The sequence below is a fragment of the Paenibacillus herberti genome (assembly GCF_002233675.1).
Taxonomy (GTDB): Bacteria; Bacillota; Bacilli; order Paenibacillales; family Paenibacillaceae; genus Paenibacillus_O; species Paenibacillus_O herberti.
In genome coordinates this window covers 1,933,938-1,951,539 of record NZ_NMUQ01000001.1, presented here as the reverse complement: position 1 = coordinate 1,951,539, position 17,602 = coordinate 1,933,938, and the positions used below count along the sequence as shown (strand labels likewise).

Annotated in this window: 13 protein-coding genes; 12 read left to right on the top strand and 1 reads right to left on the bottom strand. The window is 52.1% G+C overall.

Annotation, left to right across the window (positions count from 1 at the left end; translation table 11 throughout):
- Nucleotides 1-57 precede the first annotated feature (57 nt).
- The 3 genes from CGZ75_RS09065 to CGZ75_RS09055 are packed head-to-tail and all read left to right on the top strand — an operon-like array spanning nucleotide 58 to nucleotide 3,143.
- Nucleotides 58-1,602 carry a DUF4118 domain-containing protein gene (locus CGZ75_RS09065; protein WP_176444737.1) on the top strand — a complete coding sequence of 515 codons (1,545 nt, stop codon included), beginning with the start codon at nucleotides 58-60 and terminating at the stop codon, nucleotides 1,600-1,602.
- Nucleotides 1,595-2,323: a response regulator gene (locus tag CGZ75_RS09060; protein WP_089523871.1), complete on the top strand. Its 729-nt coding sequence runs from the start codon at nucleotides 1,595-1,597 to the stop codon at nucleotides 2,321-2,323. Before CGZ75_RS09065 ends, CGZ75_RS09060 begins: the two co-directional genes overlap by 8 nt.
- Nucleotides 2,310-3,143 carry an acyltransferase domain-containing protein gene (locus CGZ75_RS09055; protein WP_089523870.1) on the top strand — a complete coding sequence of 278 codons (834 nt, stop codon included), beginning with the start codon at nucleotides 2,310-2,312 and terminating at the stop codon, nucleotides 3,141-3,143. The genes CGZ75_RS09060 and CGZ75_RS09055 overlap by 14 nt, the downstream gene beginning before the upstream one ends.
- Before the next feature lie 90 nt (nucleotides 3,144-3,233).
- Here the strand turns inward: CGZ75_RS09055 and CGZ75_RS09050 are convergent, their stop codons facing one another.
- Nucleotides 3,234-4,466 carry an aminopeptidase gene (locus tag CGZ75_RS09050; RefSeq protein ID WP_089523869.1) on the bottom strand — a complete coding sequence of 411 codons (1,233 nt, stop codon included), beginning with the start codon at nucleotides 4,464-4,466 and terminating at the stop codon, nucleotides 3,234-3,236.
- Nucleotides 4,467-4,583: 117 nt separating this feature from the next.
- On the opposite strand from CGZ75_RS09050, the gene CGZ75_RS09045 reads away from it, so the two are divergent.
- The 9 genes from CGZ75_RS09045 to CGZ75_RS09005 all read left to right on the top strand — a co-directional run bounded on the left by CGZ75_RS09045 (nucleotide 4,584) and on the right by CGZ75_RS09005 (nucleotide 17,531).
- Complete coding sequence (locus tag CGZ75_RS09045) at nucleotides 4,584-5,165, top strand: GNAT family N-acetyltransferase (RefSeq protein ID WP_089523868.1); 582 nt, start codon at nucleotides 4,584-4,586, stop codon at nucleotides 5,163-5,165.
- 137 nt (nucleotides 5,166-5,302) lie between these two features.
- Entirely contained in the window at nucleotides 5,303-7,573 is a 2,271-nt protein-coding gene (locus tag CGZ75_RS09040; RefSeq protein ID WP_141136705.1) for an alpha/beta hydrolase, read from the top strand.
- Between the two features lie 153 nt (nucleotides 7,574-7,726).
- Nucleotides 7,727-8,437, top strand: a complete 711-nt coding sequence (locus tag CGZ75_RS09035; protein WP_176444736.1) for a DsbA family protein — start codon at nucleotides 7,727-7,729, stop codon at nucleotides 8,435-8,437.
- 26 nt (nucleotides 8,438-8,463) lie between these two features.
- Nucleotides 8,464-8,937: a disulfide oxidoreductase gene (locus tag CGZ75_RS09030; protein WP_089523865.1), complete on the top strand. Its 474-nt coding sequence runs from the start codon at nucleotides 8,464-8,466 to the stop codon at nucleotides 8,935-8,937.
- A gap of 882 nt (nucleotides 8,938-9,819) precedes the next feature.
- Entirely contained in the window at nucleotides 9,820-11,736 is a 1,917-nt protein-coding gene (gene glgB / locus CGZ75_RS09025) for a 1,4-alpha-glucan branching protein GlgB (protein ID WP_089523864.1), read from the top strand.
- 17 nt (nucleotides 11,737-11,753) lie between these two features.
- Complete coding sequence (locus CGZ75_RS09020) at nucleotides 11,754-12,920, top strand: glucose-1-phosphate adenylyltransferase (protein ID WP_089523863.1); 1,167 nt, start codon at nucleotides 11,754-11,756, stop codon at nucleotides 12,918-12,920.
- On the top strand, nucleotides 12,917-14,029 hold the full coding sequence (gene glgD, locus CGZ75_RS09015; protein ID WP_089523862.1) for a glucose-1-phosphate adenylyltransferase subunit GlgD: 1,113 nt from the start codon (nucleotides 12,917-12,919) through the stop codon (nucleotides 14,027-14,029). The genes CGZ75_RS09020 and glgD overlap by 4 nt, the downstream gene beginning before the upstream one ends.
- A gap of 92 nt (nucleotides 14,030-14,121) precedes the next feature.
- Nucleotides 14,122-15,585: a glycogen synthase GlgA gene (gene glgA, locus CGZ75_RS09010; RefSeq protein WP_089523861.1), complete on the top strand. Its 1,464-nt coding sequence runs from the start codon at nucleotides 14,122-14,124 to the stop codon at nucleotides 15,583-15,585.
- 347 nt (nucleotides 15,586-15,932) lie between these two features.
- Nucleotides 15,933-17,531 (top strand): glycoside hydrolase family 15 protein, encoded by a 1,599-nt coding sequence (locus CGZ75_RS09005; RefSeq protein ID WP_425436480.1) that lies wholly within the window; start codon nucleotides 15,933-15,935, stop codon nucleotides 17,529-17,531.
- Nucleotides 17,532-17,602: the final 71 nt, after the last annotated feature.

Sequence of the window (17,602 nt, the reverse complement as noted above, 5' to 3'; positions counted from 1 at the left end):
TGGCGTCTCCTAAGCTATAATAGGTATACCATTCAGGTAGAGAGAGGACAGAATAGAATGCAAACATCTGCGGCCAATCGGCGCTGGCGGATCTACGCTGCTACGACGCTCGGCATAGCTGGGCTTACTGTGGTATTGATGCTTCCCGTTCTGCGTATGGAGCCGGTTAACGCGGCTTTGCTTTTTTTATTTCCTGTACTGTTATGCGCGGTTTATGGCGGAAGAGCACCGGCGGTATTTGCGGCGATTGCGGGCGTACTTGCTTTTGACTTCTTTTTTGTACCTCCCGTACTTAGTTTTACGGTCGCCGACCTGCGTTACCTAATTTCCTTCGTTGTTTATCTTGCGGTGGCGCTTATGACTGCTGGACTTGCAGATCGTCTCAAACAACAGGTGAAACAGGCTCGGCAGCAGGAGCGTCTCACGGCGATTTTGTACGGAATGAGCAGAAGCATGTCCGATGTGACGGACTTGCCAGCACTATTGCGGGCCTTTGGCGGTGGAATCCGGGAAATGTCTGGTCTGGAAACGGTTTTCTATCTTCCGACAGCCGGAGGCGAGCTCCAAAGGCATGATGAATCAGGCCGCTCACGAGCTGCCGATCCCGAGGACCCAAATCTTCCGGTAGCGAAGCGAGCGATGTTAATCAGTGAGGTTGCTGATAGGGGAATCTCACAATCGATGGATAACCCGGTGTATTGTTTGCCCTTGTTAGCAGAGGATTCTGTGCATGGGGCCGTATCTTTTCGAAGTCGGGAGCAAGACGGGTGGCCAGATTCGGAGGAGCGGTTGCGACTGGCGGCGCTGAGCGATCTAGCTGCAGGTGCGCTGGCCCGCATCAAGCGCGGCGAAGAGGCTAGGCTGGCGCAAGTGACAGCGGAATCCGAGCGTATGAGAGCAACGCTGCTCGATTCGGTGTCGCATGAGCTGAGAACACCGCTCGCGGAAATCATCGGCTCCAGCAGCGGCTTGCTGGAATCGGGGAACCTTTTTACAGATAATGAGAAGCGTGAGCTGCTTGAGTCCATCCGCAATGGTGCTCAGCGCATGAACCGGCTCGTTGGCAACCTGCTCGGGATGGTGCGGCTCGAGGGAGGCATGCTCAAGCTGCGGCGCGACTGGGTAGGCGCTGATGAGCTGATTGGCGCTGCTCTGCGCCAACTTCGCGAGGCTCGCGGTAGTCGCAGAACGGTCATGCTCATGCCGGAGCCAGTGCCGCTACTGAGAGGCGATCCGGTGCTGCTGGAGCAGATGATGGTCAATATTATTAGCAATGCCATCAAATATTCCCCGGAACAAAGCGTGCTTGAGCTGGAAGTGCGGACGACGGACAATCGCGTGCTGCTTATTGTACGTGACGAGGGGATCGGCATTCCAAGCGAAGATGTTTCCAAAGTATTTGATAAATTTTATCGCAGCGGCAATGCGGCTCACTTGACAGGAACTGGTCTCGGACTGGCGATCTCCAAAGGAATCGCTGAGCTGCATGGAGGCGCGATTACGGCCGGTGTCGGCGCTGGCGGCAAAGGAACAGCTATCACCGTAGAACTTCCGCTTGAACAGCTGGAGCTGGTGGATCAAGGAGGGGAACAAATTGAGTGAAGCCCACAAGGGAGCGCGCATCCTGCTTATCGAGGATGAACCACAGATTCGCAAGCTGCTGAAAGTAACGCTCCAGGCGCATCAGTACGATCTGCTTGAAAGCGGAACCGGCTCGGACGGTTTGTTGCAAGCATCGATGAACCATCCGGATCTTATTTTGCTCGATCTTGGGTTGCCGGACGGGCCTGGACTGGAAGTGTTGAAGCGCATTCGGCAATGGTCGCCGGTGCCGGTTATTGTGCTAACGGCCAAGGATCGGGAAGAAGATAAAATCGAGGCGCTCGACAGTGGGGCCGATGACTATGTCACCAAACCGTTCAGCATGGGCGAGCTTGTCGCTCGCATCCGCGTGGCGCTTCGGCATGCGGTTGGTACGGCTTCAACAGAACCCGTACTTCGCTTCGGAGAGCTGACGATCGATTTGGCACAGCGGCTGGTGGAGCGATCAGGCAATCGAATCAAGCTGACGCCGACGGAATACGACCTGCTCAAAACGCTTGCCCTCAACGCAGGCAAAGTCATGACCCAGAAGCAGTTGCTGCGCCAAGTATGGGGCTCGGCGCATTTGGAGACGGAGGGCCATTATCTCCGTATTTATGTTGGCCATTTGCGCAAAAAGCTGGATGATCATCCTGCCGACCCGATCTATATCGCGACAGAACCAGGCATCGGTTATCGTTTCTTGCTTGGGGAGGGCAGGGACGCGCATGACAATCGATGATTTTTGCGAGGGCATTGGGCTCCATCAAGGTGCTAGAGGGCTGATTGCAGCGTATAACATGGATGAAGCGGAGTATTCGCAGCACAAGACGGCCTTTTACAATCATTCGGAATCCTTTTTCAAGGAGCTTGAAAACGAGTCTGATTTCCGCCCCAAAATGCTGTATCTCTTTGTGCGATTTGCGGTTGATGCCTATGAAGCTTATCAGAAGCGGGGAATCGATACTAAGATTTACTTTGACACGTTTTCGGATCTTCAAATTTGGTGTACGGCCTGTGTGCGGAAATTTGGAGAATACGGGATCGCTCAATATGATTGGTTGAAAGAGCATGTACAACTCAAGCTTTTCCGGCTGGGTCGGCTGCAATTCCAGCCCTTAGCCATGAGTGAAGAGGTCAGGGTAGATGACGCCGTTATTGAAAAGCAGCAAATTGTGCTCAATGTACATATTCCGGAAGGTGAGCCCTTGCTCTCGCATGAGGTCGAGGCGTCATTTGAAGCAGCCCTAACGTTCTTCCGCGGCATAACTCCCGTATTTATTTGCCAGTCGTGGCTGCTTTATCCCGGGCTTACTGAATTGCTCGGCAGCCAGTCTAATATTATTCAGTTTCAGAATCATTTTGAAATCTATGATGTCAATGAATATTCCCGGCAAGCCGAAAAGCGAATTTTCCATTCGGTTCAAGAGAATCCGCTCGATTATGAAGTGAAGACGAGCCTGCAGCGGTCAGCGCAAGCTTGGCTCGTGTCGGGCCGCAAGCTGGGCGTGGGCAGCGGCATCAAGATCATGGCGCCATATGGACACCGGATGTCTTTATAAATGAAGCGACGCTGAAGGAATTCGGATATTTGGGCAGAAAAAAAGAGCGAGTGGAGAACCGGAATCGGCTAGCCACTCGCTCTTTTATAATTAAAACGCCCAGTTGCCGCTGCGGAAGATCGGCTCGGAGCTGCCGTCTTCGGTAATTCCATCGATGTTCATATCGGCGGAGCCGATCATGAAATCGACATGCGTAATGCTCGTATTGAGGCCGCGCTTGGCAAGCTCGTCTTGCGACAGCTCTTTGCCACCTTCAAGATTGAAGGCGTAGGCGCTGCCGAGTGCGAGGTGATTGGATGCATTCTCGTCGAACAGCGTGTTGTAATATAGAATGTTGGAACGCGAGATCGGCGAATCGAAAGGCACAAGCGCTACCTCGCCGATGCGACGGGCGCCAGCGTCCATGTCCAGTAATCCTTCCAGCGTTTCGAGGCCGCGCTCTGCTTCAGCCTTGACCACGCTGCCGTTTTCGAACGTCAGCTTGAAGTTGTCGATGATATTGCCTCCGTAGCTGAGCGGCTTCGTGCTGGATACATAACCGCTTACGCCATCGGCCTGAGCAGCCGTGAATACTTCCTCAGTCGGCAGGTTGGCAACAAACGGAATTCCGTTTGCATTGGTGCTGTCAGCCGCGACCCAGAGGTGGCCTTTCGGCAGCTCGATTGTCAGATCCGTGCCTGGAGCGGTGTAATGCAGCTTTTTGAACTTGCGCGAATTCAGGTACTGGGAACGGGAGTTCAGGTTTGCAATATGTTCTTCCCAAGCCGCCACGGGATCGTCGAGGTCACAGCGGACTGCCCTTAAAATGGCGTTCCACAAGCTGGTGTATTGCTCCTCTTCGGTTGATCCGGGGAACACCTTAGAAGCCCATGCTTTGGAAGGCGCAGCAACGACGCACCAACTGAATTTGTCGGATTGCATCATCTGACGGTATGTAGACAGCGCTTTGCCGTATGTTTTCTGATGATTCGTAATTCGTTCCTTAGCGATGCCCTTCAGCAGGTCGGGATCCGACGATACAACGCTGATAATCGCAGCTCCTTGCTCAGCGAGATCCATCATCTCGGCGGCATACCATTTTGGCTCTTCCAGGAACGCTTCATCCGGAGCTAGTTCATATCGAGCGCGTGAGATCGCGTCATCTACCCAGTTGACCTTGACGGAGAATGCTCCCGCCTTATAAGCTTTGCGAACAAGTACTCGGACCAGATCGACGGAATCCAGGGAAGCGTTGATGACCAGCTTTTGGCCGGATTGTATACGGACGCCCACTTGGATGATCAGATCTGCGTAACGTTCGATTTGCTGATGCAGTTTGCTCAAGATTTCAGCCTCCATTTCATATAGACGTTATACTGTCTTATTGTACACGATCTTGTTCGAAAATGGTAAATCTCATACGTGGAAGGGATGGAATGAGCATGAATTGGAGGACCGAGAATGTTTGCTTGCGAGCTTGAAAAAGGCCTGCATCTGGGGCTGCTCCGTACCGCCGACGCTAAAGCGCTTTATCGTACCGTGGAAAGGAACCGTGCCGTTTTGGAAGCATGGCTGCCATGGGTGCATCAGATTGAGAATGCTGCGGATATGAAAAATTATGTCCGCTTTGAATGTAAGCGCTACAAGGGAGGTAAAGCGATGTCTGCTGTGATTTTCGACGGACGGGAAGCAGCAGGTTTGATCAGCTACCAGGAGCTCGATTTTCGCAACCGGAAGGCTACGCTCGGTTACTGGCTGGACTCTGCCCGACAGGGCAAAGGAATCATGACGGATGCTGCGGCCCAGATGATTCGATTCGCCTTTGCAACACTGGACCTGAACCGGGTGGAGATTCGGGCACGGGCCGACAATCGGCGCAGTTGCGCCGTGGCGGAAAGACTCGGTTTCAAACAAGAGGGAGTGCTGAGACAGGAGGAATACAGCGGCGGAGTTTATCGCGACCATATTGTATACGGGCTGCTGGAAGCTGACTGGAAACGCCAGGAAACGGGCGGGGACGACCCCAATCGGATTACCGTTTGAAAGAGCAGAGGGTATTGTTTCAAAGACCAAACTTCACTCCTGTCTGCTATAATTACACTTGTCACCCGATCGTCTCTTGATGAGTTCATCTTAATTCAACGATAGGTAAGGCTAGCCCTGCATGGAGGAAGATTTCATTGTCAGTTAATAGGACACAAATACAGCTTAACCGCCGGTCGCAGCCGCAGCGGACGGCTCGTCTGCGGCGAGTTCCTGCTCCTGCGGAACGGGATACCCTCTTCTGGAGGCGGGCGATGGCCGGCATCTGGATTGCCGCAGCTTTTCTGTGCGGCGCCACGTCACTAGGCTTGTCGCTTGGCTTCGGTGCATCTCTGGATGTTATGGTTATGACACTGGTCGGCACGATGGTGCTGACGCTCGGTTCCTGGCTAATCGCCTGGCTGCTAGCTGTAATTCGGTTGCCGATGCCGCGACTGTTCCTCGGAAGTTGTTTGACGCTTGCCGGTGGTATGTTGGCCGTACTGCTCGTCATTGAGACGACGCTGCTTGCTTCATTGCTGCTCTCTGCTACTTATGCGATTATCGCTGCAGGGGCGGGCATCGTTTTCGCCCTAGTGTGCTCAAGACTTTCGCAGCGGCGTCCCCGCCCGCATTTGGTTGTTATAGCAGCAGCTTTTGCATTATTGCTAATCCCTCTAGCCAGCTCAGATGACAGCGCAGATTCCGATGCTCCAATTAACACAGTTGAGCGAGGAAGTTATGCGTATTCCGTTCTGACATACGGGAGTGGAGCAGGTCGGAGAGACGAGTTTTCGAGTGAGGCGGATGTACTTACGAACTCCGTTGATGGCTCTGCTATGCTGACTTCATGGAGCGGCCTTCAGTCCTGGTATTGGGGCTTCAAACCAGAGCGGCTGCCGATAAACGGCACACTTTGGCTGCCGCAAGGGGAAGGGCCGTTCCCTCTGGTACTTATCGTACATGGGAACCATATTGCGCTTCAGCCGTCCGACCAGGGCTATAGCTATTTGGGAGAGCTGCTGGCGGGCAAAGGTTACGCCGTAGCTTCAGTGGATCAGAACTTTTTCAATTATTCGCCTTGGAGCGGAATATCGGATTCCGATATGCGTCTCAGAGCCTGGATGCTGCTGCGTCATCTGGATGAGCTGAAGCGGCTGGCGAATGAGCCAGGACAGCTGCTTTTTGGTCGACTGGACACGGATAAAGTGCTGCTGATCGGCCACTCCCGAGGAGGGCAGGCGGCGGCGATGGCAGCTGATGCTGAGCACTGGTTCAGCGGCGAAGAAGATCTCCGTGCTTCCATTGCCGGGGTTGCCGCTATTGCACCGACAGATATGGTCGTCGAGGGCAAGCAGGCGCAGCTGAGGGATGTCAGTTATTTAACGCTGCATGGCTCGCGGGATGCGGATTTGACTGTTTTTTATGGAGAGAGGCAATATAATCGGACAAGCTACAGTGCCGGCTCGGGTGGGTTCAAGAGCGCTTTTTACATCGAAAATGCCAACCATAGCCGATTTAACAGCGACTGGGGGACGATGGATATTTCTCTTCCAGGCGGTTTGCTGCTTAACCAGCAGGGGCTGCTCAGCAGCGAGCGGCAACGGGATGCGGCAGCTTTTTATATTGGAGCTTTTGCCGATGCGGTGCTCGGCGAGGACGAGCAGGCTCGTAAACGACTGATACCGGACTCGGACTCTGATGTGACGACGGGTCTACCGGGACTCGCTGTCCTCAACCAATATAATGATGCGGGCGAACAGACTATAGCGGATTTCGAGAGTGGTGATAAAACGAGGCCGGGGAGAGGTGTTTCCGCTTCCGTCTCACCGCTGTTGAGCTGGTCCGAAGAGCCGCTGCCAGACCGCAACGGTGATGTCAAAGGAAGCCGCGGAGCTGTATTGAGTTGGCCTTCGGCAGCCGAAAACTACATCAAGCCTTCGGATGGGACCAGGGTTAACTCTGGAAATCTAACGTCAAGCTCTGCAGGTGGCTGGCTGCGGTTCACCGGTCTGCCGTCCCCGGCTGACACCGAGCTCGGTGGCTTGAGCTTCGCGGTTACTAACCGCAGCTGGGATATGTGCCAGCTCGAAAAGGCTTGTCAGCCGCAGGCACTGCAGCTGTCAGTCGTTTTGCGTGACCTCAGCGGGCGCGAGGCGGAAGTTGAGCTGCCGTCACCGCTGGCCGCTCCCCGACAGGATAACTTCATGCGTCTCGCCTGGCTGGACAACCAGATTAGCAAAGGTAAATACAGCCGTTCGCCGGAGCCGGTCCGTCAAACGATCCGATTCTCATTCCAGCAATTCCGAACCGTTAATTCTAGGATTGACATAAGAGCGCTGGATTACATCGAGCTGAGATTTCGTTCGCAAAACGGGGGCGGCAGCAAGCTAATGGTAGATGATATTAATTGGTATAGGGGTAGCTGAGCTTCACACAATCGTCGATATATCCGCCCGAAAACTAAACTTTCTACGCTTGACGCTGTTCGTACATGGTAGCTATACTTTAGTAAGTATCTAAGGCTAGTATAATATGGCATTCCTATTTTTCAGCCTTACAATTGAAGGGAGAACATCCTCTTGGGCCAATTTAATTCCAGTAAGAAGAAAAAGAAATTCGCTTACGTACCTCCTTCCAAACAGAAAAAAGGGAGTGGAGGCTTGATTTGGCTGACAATCGCCTTTGCCTTCATTGCGGTTGTCATCATTTTGGGGATCAACAACTCATCGAAGGACTCCAAAACGTTGTATGAATTCAATTACAGCGAGCTTCCTCGCCTTGGCGATGAGAAAGCTCCGGTCAAACTTGTTGAATTCGGGGATTACACTTGTGGCGCCTGCAGAGCCTTCTCGGTACAAGTGAAACCGGATCTCGTCAAGGATTTTATTGAACCGGGAAAGGTAGCCCTGTATTTTGCCAACTATGCTTTCATTGGACCTGGCTCTAAAACAGCTGCTATTGCTGCTGAGTCGGTTTATCTGCAAAATCCGGATGCCTTCTGGCCTTACAACGATGCGATATACGCCAATCAGGGCGATGAACAAACTTTATGGGCCACTCCAGAGAGAATGGTGCAAATAGCGAAGGATGCGAAGCTCGACATTGACTTTGACAAACTGGCCAGCGACATCGATGCGAAGGTTGGAGAGGACAAAATCGACGATCAAAAAAAGCTAGCAGAACAGACGCTTAACATTCCTGGCACGCCGACCTTGTTCGTTAATGGCCAACAAATCGAATTCAAAAGCTACGGAGACATCAAGGCTGCGATTGAGAGCAAGCTCCAATAAGATCCGAACAAGGAGAATGATTAACCATGGATAATTGGACCCAACAAGCAGTCTCGGATGAAGATGAATATGAAGACGAGGTGGAGTATCTCGGCTTTTGGGAGCGATACCGGTTCTATTTTGCCTGGATTATCGCACTGACGGCCACACTGGGCAGCTTGTATCTTAGCGAAATAAAGGGCTTCATCCCTTGTGATCTTTGCTGGTACCAGCGCATCTTCATGTACCCGCTTGCTATAATCTTGGGCGTTGCGGTTTACAAGGGTGATCGCTCGATTACCCGTTATGTGATCCCGCTGGCCTGGATTGGCATTGCGATTGCTCTGTATCACAATATGCTGATTTGGTTCCCGGATCTGGCGGGTATCGTGCCTTGCAAATCAGGAGTTCCTTGCAACAGGGATTACCTGAACTGGTTCGGCTTCATCACGATTCCGCTGTTGTCGATGACGGCTTTTACGATGATTCTCGCTTGCCTGCACATCAAAGGCCGCCGTTAAGAGCAACCTGCCGAGGAAGCAGGGATCGGAAATCGGCGATTTCTCTGGGACAACTCTAGGACGAGTTTCACCACCATCCACATTTGAAAATACCCTGGCTGCCAAGCAGCCAGGGTATTTTTGTGCAGTTTTCTCGCGTGGACTGGTCAACTTATGCACGAGAGAAACTCATCGCGCTTTAATTCGACCAGTTTTCTAATCTAACTGAGTAGAAGAAAAGGGTTTCGATATTCGATAAAATCACCCCTAATATACCATCCAGCGGACGAAGAGTTTGAGACTAAAGAACGACTGCTATTAAAAATGAAAAACTTTCAAGAAGGGAAAAGCTTTTTTGGAAGAGAATAACTTTCTGTAGTAAAAGGAATAAATTCTAGCTGCGACTAGTTCTGACTGCAGCTCAGGCTGTGCTCTCTTGTACAACTGCTCCTGCAGTTTAAGCTCTACTCTGGCTGGCAACTGCCCGTGCAACTTAAGCTGCACACTGGTTTGCAAACATTCACTAAGGGTAAATGTTAAGAGTAAGTAGCTCGTGAAAGTGTTTACATTTAAAGGTGAATAACCTTGTAAATTCCAATTTACATGCCTGCGGGAGAACATAACATAAAAACAGCCTCGAAAAATCATCACGGGTTCGCTATCTCGATGCTGTAGAGGCTCACTTTCTCGACACCACAGAGTGTACTTATCGCAATATCGAAAATGTTCACAATTTCGACACCATAGAGTTTCCTTATCTCGATGCTGTAGAGGTTCACTTTCTCAACGTAAGAGAGGTTTGCTATTGATGGTCCGCTATTCATTACGCTATTCCTGTTATTAATCAAACCAACATGACGCAATTGCTGCCAGTCTCATCTATTATTCTCCGGAGGTGTCTCCATGCCGACTGTTAGCGTAAAAGAAGACAATGAGTTATTAAAGGATGTTTATCTGTTCAACCGAGGCGAAAACGATTTTGCTTACCGCACTTTCGGAGCGCATATCGCACTAGAGAATCGGCGCAAGGGAGTCCGCTTCACCGTGTGGGCTCCTAATGCCGTCGAGATCGGCGTCGTAGGTGACTTCAACGACTGGAAAGGCTCCGAGCACGGGATGGAACAGATCGGCGGAACCGGTGTTTGGACGTTGTTTATTCCCGGCATGAAGCCTGGAGATTTGTACAAATACGAGATTCTGGCCCGTGATGGGCGCAAGCTACTGAAGGCCGATCCATTCGCTTTCGTGAGCGAGCTTCGCCCCGGTACCGCCTCCGTCGTTGGTGACCTGTCCGGATACAAGTGGAAGGACGAGGAGTGGCAAGTACGCAAGCAAGAAACAGCAGCATACGACCAGCCGATGCTCATCTATGAAATGCATTTTGGAACGTGGAAAATCAAGGGCGAAGAGGTCTTTTACAGTTACGATGAGATTGGCGGAGAAATTCTCGACTATGTCGTGAAGATGGGTTACACCCATATCGAGCTTATGCCGCTGGCGGAGCATCCTTTCGATAAGTCATGGGGGTACCAGATTACCGGATTTTTCGCGCCATCGGCACGCTACGGCTCGGCTAAGAGCCTGATGAAGTTCATCGATCGCTGCCACCGTAAAGGCATTGGCGTCATTCTCGACTGGGTACCGGCCCATTTTTGCAAAGATGAACAGGGGCTGCGCGAGTTCGATGGCACGCCGATCTTCGAGGGAAGCGATCCGCGGCTCGCGGAAAAGCCGCTTTGGGGAACGAATGCTTTCGACTACAGCCGCACTGAGGTACAGAGCTTCCTCATTTCCAATGCGCTGTACTGGATGGATATGTTCCATATCGACGGTTTGCGCGTGGATGCGGTTGCCAGCATGAGGGATCTGACGATGGACAAAACGCCGGAGCAGCAGACGCGCAACAAATATGGCGGAACTCGCAATCTTGAGGCGGACGAGTTTTTGAAAAGGCTCAATAAGGCAGTTTTTCACTATTTCCCGAATACGCTGATGATAGCAGAAGACAGCTCTTCCGAGCCTGGAATCACGGCGCCGGTTCATGAAGGAGGACTCGGTTTCAACTTCAAGTGGAACATGGGCTGGATGAACGATATGCTCCGCTACATGCAACTTGAGCCTTCCGAGAGGTCGAAGCGCCATGATTTGCTTACTTTTGCCATGATGTATGCCTACACGGAGAATTTTATCCTGCCGCTCTCTCACGATGAGGTCGTACACGGCAAAAATTCCCTGCTGAACAAAATGCCGGGAAGTTATGAAGAGAAGTTTGCTGGTCTGCGACTTTTCTATGGATTCTGGATGACACATCCCGGCAAGAAACTACTATTCATGGGAGGAGAATTCGGTCAGTTCGACGAATGGAAGGATAACGACTCTCTCGACTGGATGGTCCTCCAGTACGATTCTCACAAAAACATGCAACAGTACGTGCGCAAGCTGAACGGACTGTACCGCAAGCAAAGCGTTTTGTGGGAGCAGGACTTCGATCCGGCCGGTTTCGAGTGGATCGATGTGAACAATGCCGAGCAGAGCGTAATCTCCTTTATCCGCAGAGGGCGGAGCGGTGGCTACACGGTCACTGTCGCCAACTTCTCGGGCAACGATTATGGGGAATACCAAGTCGGAGTACCGGACAAAGGGCGCTTCAAGCTCCTCCTGCACAGCGACGATTCCCAATTCGGGGGCTCCTCCCAGGAGCTTTCGGCCCGTTATACCAGCACGGCAGCACCAATGCATGGCCAAGATTACAGCCTTAACCTGCATCTGCCCCCGCTATCCTTCCAACTTCTAGAGCTCCAGCCGCGGGGAACACATTGACACGAGGAGTTGGGATCATGGGCCAAAAAGAAATGATTGCCATGTTGCTTGCCGGGGGAGAAGGCAAACGCTTAGGCGTGCTCACAAAGGATTTGGCCAAACCGGCCGTCCACTTCGGAGGTAAATACCGGATCATTGATTTTACGCTCAGTAATTGCATGCACTCGGGAATCGACACCGTAGGTGTGCTGACCCAATATCAGCCGCTCGTGCTGAATCGATATTTAGGCATTGGCAGCCCTTGGGGCCTTGACCGCAGCGATGGCGGAATGGCCGTACTGCCGCCTTATGTGAAATCTAAGGGGGGCGATTGGTATAAAGGGACAGCCAACGCCATTTACCAGAACATGGGTTTCATCGACCGTTATGAACCCGAATACGTACTCATTATTTCCGGCGATCATATTTACAAAATGGACTATGAGCAGATGTTAGAGCATCACAAGGAGACAGGCGCGGATGTGACCGTAGCTGGACTTGAAGTCGACATCAAGGAGGCAAGCCGATTCGGTACGATGATCATCGGCGATAACTGCCGAATTACCGATTTTGAGGAGAAGCCTAAACATCCTGTCAGCAACGTCGTCTCTATGGGAGTATATATTTTCAACTGGAAGGTGCTTCAGCGGTATCTCATTCGCGACGAGGCTAACCGCAAGTCCTCTCATGACTTCGGCAAAGACATCATTCCGGCCATGCTTGAGGATGACATTATGCTTCATATGTATCCGTTCAAGGGTTATTGGAAGGATGTCGGCACGATCGAAAGTCTCTGGGAAGCTCACATGGATCTGCTCGGCGATGAGCCTTTGCTCGATCTCGGTGACAGCGACTGGCGCATCTATTCTACGAGGCATAATCGGCCCGCTCATTATGTTTCGCCAGCGGCATCCGTCACGGAATCGATGATTTCAGAGGGCTGCATCATCGAAGGTGAAGTAAATCGCTCGGTGCTGTTCAGCGGCGTAGAGATCGGCAAAGGCAGCGTGATCGAGGAATCGGTCATTATGCCGGGAGCCGTCATCGGCGCAGGCGCCATGGTGTATCGCACCATCGTAGGCGAGAATGCCGTGCTGGAGCCAGGAGTTAGGCTCGGTTCGCCGGATAGCCGTGACATAGGCGTCGTTGGCAGCGATGAGAAGGTAAGCTTAATCCAATCGCTCGAGGAGGTACCGCTGCCATGATCAACAAAGCTATGGGAGTTGTCAACCTGATTCACGAAACAGACGAACTTGAAAGTCTGACGGCCTACCGCTGCCCGGCTACAGTTCCATTCGGAGCTCGCTACAGGTTGATTGATTTTATCCTTTCCAGCATGGTGAATTCGGGTATCTCTAAAGTGGCGGTGTTCGCGCATACGAAGTACCGTTCGCTCATGGATCATCTCGGATCGGGCCGACCTTGGGATCTGCACACCCGTCAAAGCGGACTGTTCATCCTGCCTCCGGCAACTGACAATATCCATGAGCTTAGCCGCGGCGATCTGTTCCACTTCTACCAGCATCGTGACTACTTCCAGCGCTGCAAGCTGGAATATGTCGTCGTGACACGCAGCCATATGGTGTGCAATATCGATTTGGAAGCGGTGATAGACTTCCATGAGAACAACGGTGCTGACATTACTCTCGTATGCAAAAAGCAAGCCGACCTGCTCGGTGGAAAAACACGCAAGGTCGAGCTTGGTGAGGGCGGCCGTGTAAAAGGGATGCAGGACCACTTTGGGAATATGGATACGGATATCCATTCCATGGAAATCTATGTTATGAAAAAGGATCTGCTCATGGATCTCGTGCAGACCTCATTGGCGCAGGGCCAGGATCATCTGGTACGGCACGCGATCCTTTCACGGGTAGACAGCCTGCGGATATTTGGCTACCTGTATGAAGGTTATCTCGGCGTTGTGAACACGGTGGATGCCTATTACCGCACGAGCATGGATTTACTGCGGCCGGAGGCAGCCCGCGAGCTATTTTTCAAGCCGGGCGCGATTTTAACCAAAACAAAGGATGAGCCGCCTACCCGTTACCTCGAGGGAGCCAAAACCGGAAATTCGCTTATTGCGAATGGCTGCAAGATTGAAGGTACGGTCATCAACAGCGTGCTGTTCCGTGGCGTACATGTCGGTAAAGGAGCGGTGATTCGCAATAGCATTGTTATGCAGAATGGCATTATCGGCGCCGGCACCCAACTGGACCGCGTCATTCTGGACAAGGAAAGTAATGTTGAAGCGGAACGTGATATCCGCGGTACGGAAGGCATGCCCTTCCTGGCGGGCAAGAGGAAGACCATTTAATGGTCTTTCTTTACTAAATTCGGCGCTCTTCCCTTACAGATAGAGCCTTATGTAAGAGGGAAGAGCGCTTATTTTTGGAGGGAACCATACGAATGAAAGTATTATTTGCTACTTCGGAGGCGGTTCCGCTCGCCAAAACCGGCGGGTTGGCCGATGTTGCTGGCGCGCTTCCTAAGGCGCTGTTGGAGAAAGGGATCGACGCACAAGTCATTCTTCCTAATTACGAAACGATTCCCTGGGAGTACCTGAAGCATTTCAAAACGGTGGATGTATTCTCGGTAAATCTTGGCTGGCGTTCCCAGTATTGCGGCTTGCTGAGGGGTGAAATCGACGGCGTCACCTATTACTTAATCGACAATGAACATTACTTCCGCCGCGGAGGATTATATGGTTATGGCGACGACCCCGAGCGGTTCGTCTTCTTCAGCATCGCGGTGCTGGAGGCGGCAAGGCGTATGGAGGAGCAATGGGATATTCTGCACTGTCATGACTGGCAGACAGGTCTCATTCCTTTTCTGCTGAAGCGCCGGTACTGGAACGATGAACGACTTTCCGGCATCCGGACGGTATTCACCATCCACAACTTGCGGTATCAGGGCGTATTCGGCATGCAAGAGATGATGGACCTTATCGGTATGGGCCCGGAAATTTTCGGATGGGACGGGCTTGAGCATAACGACGCGGCCAACTGCATGAAGGGCGGCCTGTTATACGCGGACAAGCTTACAACGGTCAGCCCAACCTATGCGGAGGAGATCAAAACTTCTTTTTACGGTGAGGGTCTCGACGGCATCCTTAGAGTTCGTTCGGGTGATCTGAGTGGGATTGTAAACGGCATCGACACGGAATTGTTCGACCCGATGAACGATGCTGCGATTAAGGCTCCTTATCTCGATTCGCTGGATAAGAAACGGCTTAATAAGCTGGCTCTTCAGAAGGAAATGGGCTTGCCGCAAAATCCCGACGTGCCGGTAATCGGAATCGTATCTCGCCTGGTGGAGCAGAAGGGCTTCGATCTGATCGACGGCGTGTTCGGCGAGTTGTTGGAAGAGGAGGTACAGTTCGCCGTTCTCGGCTCCGGGGATTGGAAGTACGAAGAGATGTTTCGGACAGCTTCCCACTCGCGTTATGACAAGGTCAGCATTCGAACCGGCTTCAACGATGCTCTGGCTCGTCGGATCTACGCTGGCTCGGATATGTACCTTATGCCATCGCAATTCGAGCCTTGCGGTCTGAGTCAATTGCTGGCACTTCGTTACCGTACGGTTCCGATTGTTCGCGAGACCGGAGGACTTAAGGACACCGTCCAGTCATACAACGAATATACTGGCGAGGGCAACGGTTTCAGCTTCAAGAACTACAATGCCCACGACATGTTATATACGATCCGTGAGGCGATTGGTTTTTATAACAAAGAGGATGTTTGGAAAGGGATCGTTCTCAATGGAACCCGAGACGATTACAGCTGGAGCCGTTCCGCCAGTTCATATATCGGCCTCTACGAACAACTCGCACCGGAGCGGAAGGAGAAGGAAACATGGCCCGTCATCTCGTAATCGGCAATGGCAAAATGCTCCTGAACCTGGACCATAACTGTTACATCCGGGATATTTATTATCCCTATGTCGGCCAGCTCAATCATGTCGGCGGACAGTACTGTCGCCTTGGCCTATGGACTGAAGGACAGTTCACCTGGCTTGAAGATGCAGCATGGAACAAAAACCTCGGATATATCGAGGATTCCCTTGTGACCGATGTTACAGCGCGGCATAGCGGACTGAACGTTGAGCTGCAAATGAACGATGGCATTCACCAACGCGAATGCATCTATCTGAAGCGGGTTGTCATCCGTAACCATGCGGACCGGGAACGGGAATTCCGTCTCTTTTTCCATCAGGATCTGATGATCGACGGCTCGGAAGTGGGCGATACCGCCGCCTATTACCCGGATAATCATACGTTGTTCCACTATAAACGCTCGTCCTACTTCATGTTCAACGGCTTCTCGGAGGAGGGCGGGATGACGCAGTACTCCACGGGTATCAAGCGATTCCACTCCGCAGAAGGGACATGGCGCGACGCTGAGGACGGCGTACTCATGGGCAACGCAATCGCTCAGGGCTCGGTGGACAGCACAATCAGCTTCAGCACGGTTATTCCGGCTGGCGGCGAGAAGACGATCTACTACTGGATGTCGATCGGCAAAAGTCTGGAAGAGGTCAAGAAGCTCAACCAGTATGTGGAGGATAATCATCCTGAACAGCTGCTCAGCCGCGTCGTCATTTACTGGAACCACTGGTTGAACCGTGCGGAAAGGGAGCTCGGCGATTTGCCACCTTCCGTGTCGCGTTTGTTCCGGCACAGCTTGCTGGTCGTGCGCACGCAAACCGATGAACGTGGTGCGATTATCGCCGCTAATGATACAGATATTTTGCAATACAATCGTGACCATTACAGCTATATGTGGCCTCGTGACGGGGCGCTTGTGGCAGATGCGATGTCGCTGGCCGGTTATCAGACCGTCATTGCGCCATTTTTCCAATTTTGCACGGAAGCGCTCACCCCGGAAGGTTATCTCAATCATAAGTTCAATCCGGACGGTACGGTAGGCTCAAGCTGGCATCCCTACACGGTGCAAGGCTCCAAAAGACTGCCGATCCAAGAGGATGAAACGGCTTTAGTATTGTTCGCTCTGTGGCGCGATTACCAGCGTCATCAAATCATCGAGCTGCCGCAATCGATGTATAGCAAGCTGATCCGTAAAGCCGCTGCCTTCTTAAGCAGTTATATGGAGCACTCGCTCTCGCTACCGAAGCCGAGCTACGACTTGTGGGAGGAACGCTACGGAATCTGGACGTATACGGCGGCTTCTGTATATGGCGGATTGATGGCAGCAGCCTTTTTCACGGAGCTATTCGGCGATTATGAGCGCAGCGACCATTACAAGCGGACTGCTGCAGACGTCAAACAAGGTATTTTGACTCATCTCTGGGATGAAGATAGTGGCCGTTTCGCTCGTGGATTGGTCCAGAAGGACGGCGGCTGGGTGAAAGATATGACGCTGGAAAGCAGCTTGTTCGCTGTGCTAGAATTCGGCGTGCTGCCGGCAGATGACTACCGAGTCGTCCACACGATGGAGTCGATTCGCGATGGGCTGGCAGTACGTACCCATGTTGGCGGCATCGCACGTTATACCAATGACTATTACTTCCAGCAGTCCGGCGAGATCGACAAAGTTCCCGGTAATCCGTGGATCATTTGCACGCTGTGGGTAGCCAACTATGAAATTGACTCCGCACGGACACTGGCCGATCTTGAGGCGCCGCGCCGTACGCTGGAGTGGGTCGTGTCGCAAGCTCTTGAAAGCGGCTTGCTCCCAGAGCAATTGAATCCGTATGACGGAACTCCATTATCTGTTGCTCCGCTCACCTGGTCTCATGCGACGTTCGTTCAGAGCGTCTCCAAGTATGCGGCGAAGTACAAGGAGCTTGCGGTGAATTAAGCTATTTAATGGATTTGAGTTATTTACTGGATTAGAGTTATGTACTGGATTAGAGTTATGTACTGGATTAG

Coding starts and splice junctions, on each gene's coding strand:
- CGZ75_RS09065 (WP_176444737.1), top strand. CDS start 58: ATGCAAACATCTGCGGCCAATCGGCGCTGGCGGATCTACGCTGCTACG.
- CGZ75_RS09055 (WP_089523870.1), top strand. CDS start 2,310: ATGACAATCGATGATTTTTGCGAGGGCATTGGGCTCCATCAAGGTGCT.
- CGZ75_RS09045 (WP_089523868.1), top strand. CDS start 4,584: ATGTTTGCTTGCGAGCTTGAAAAAGGCCTGCATCTGGGGCTGCTCCGT.
- CGZ75_RS09030 (WP_089523865.1), top strand. CDS start 8,464: ATGGATAATTGGACCCAACAAGCAGTCTCGGATGAAGATGAATATGAA.
- glgB (WP_089523864.1), top strand. CDS start 9,820: ATGCCGACTGTTAGCGTAAAAGAAGACAATGAGTTATTAAAGGATGTT.
- CGZ75_RS09020 (WP_089523863.1), top strand. CDS start 11,754: ATGGGCCAAAAAGAAATGATTGCCATGTTGCTTGCCGGGGGAGAAGGC.
- glgD (WP_089523862.1), top strand. CDS start 12,917: ATGATCAACAAAGCTATGGGAGTTGTCAACCTGATTCACGAAACAGAC.
- glgA (WP_089523861.1), top strand. CDS start 14,122: ATGAAAGTATTATTTGCTACTTCGGAGGCGGTTCCGCTCGCCAAAACC.
- CGZ75_RS09005 (WP_425436480.1), top strand. CDS start 15,933: ATGATCGACGGCTCGGAAGTGGGCGATACCGCCGCCTATTACCCGGAT.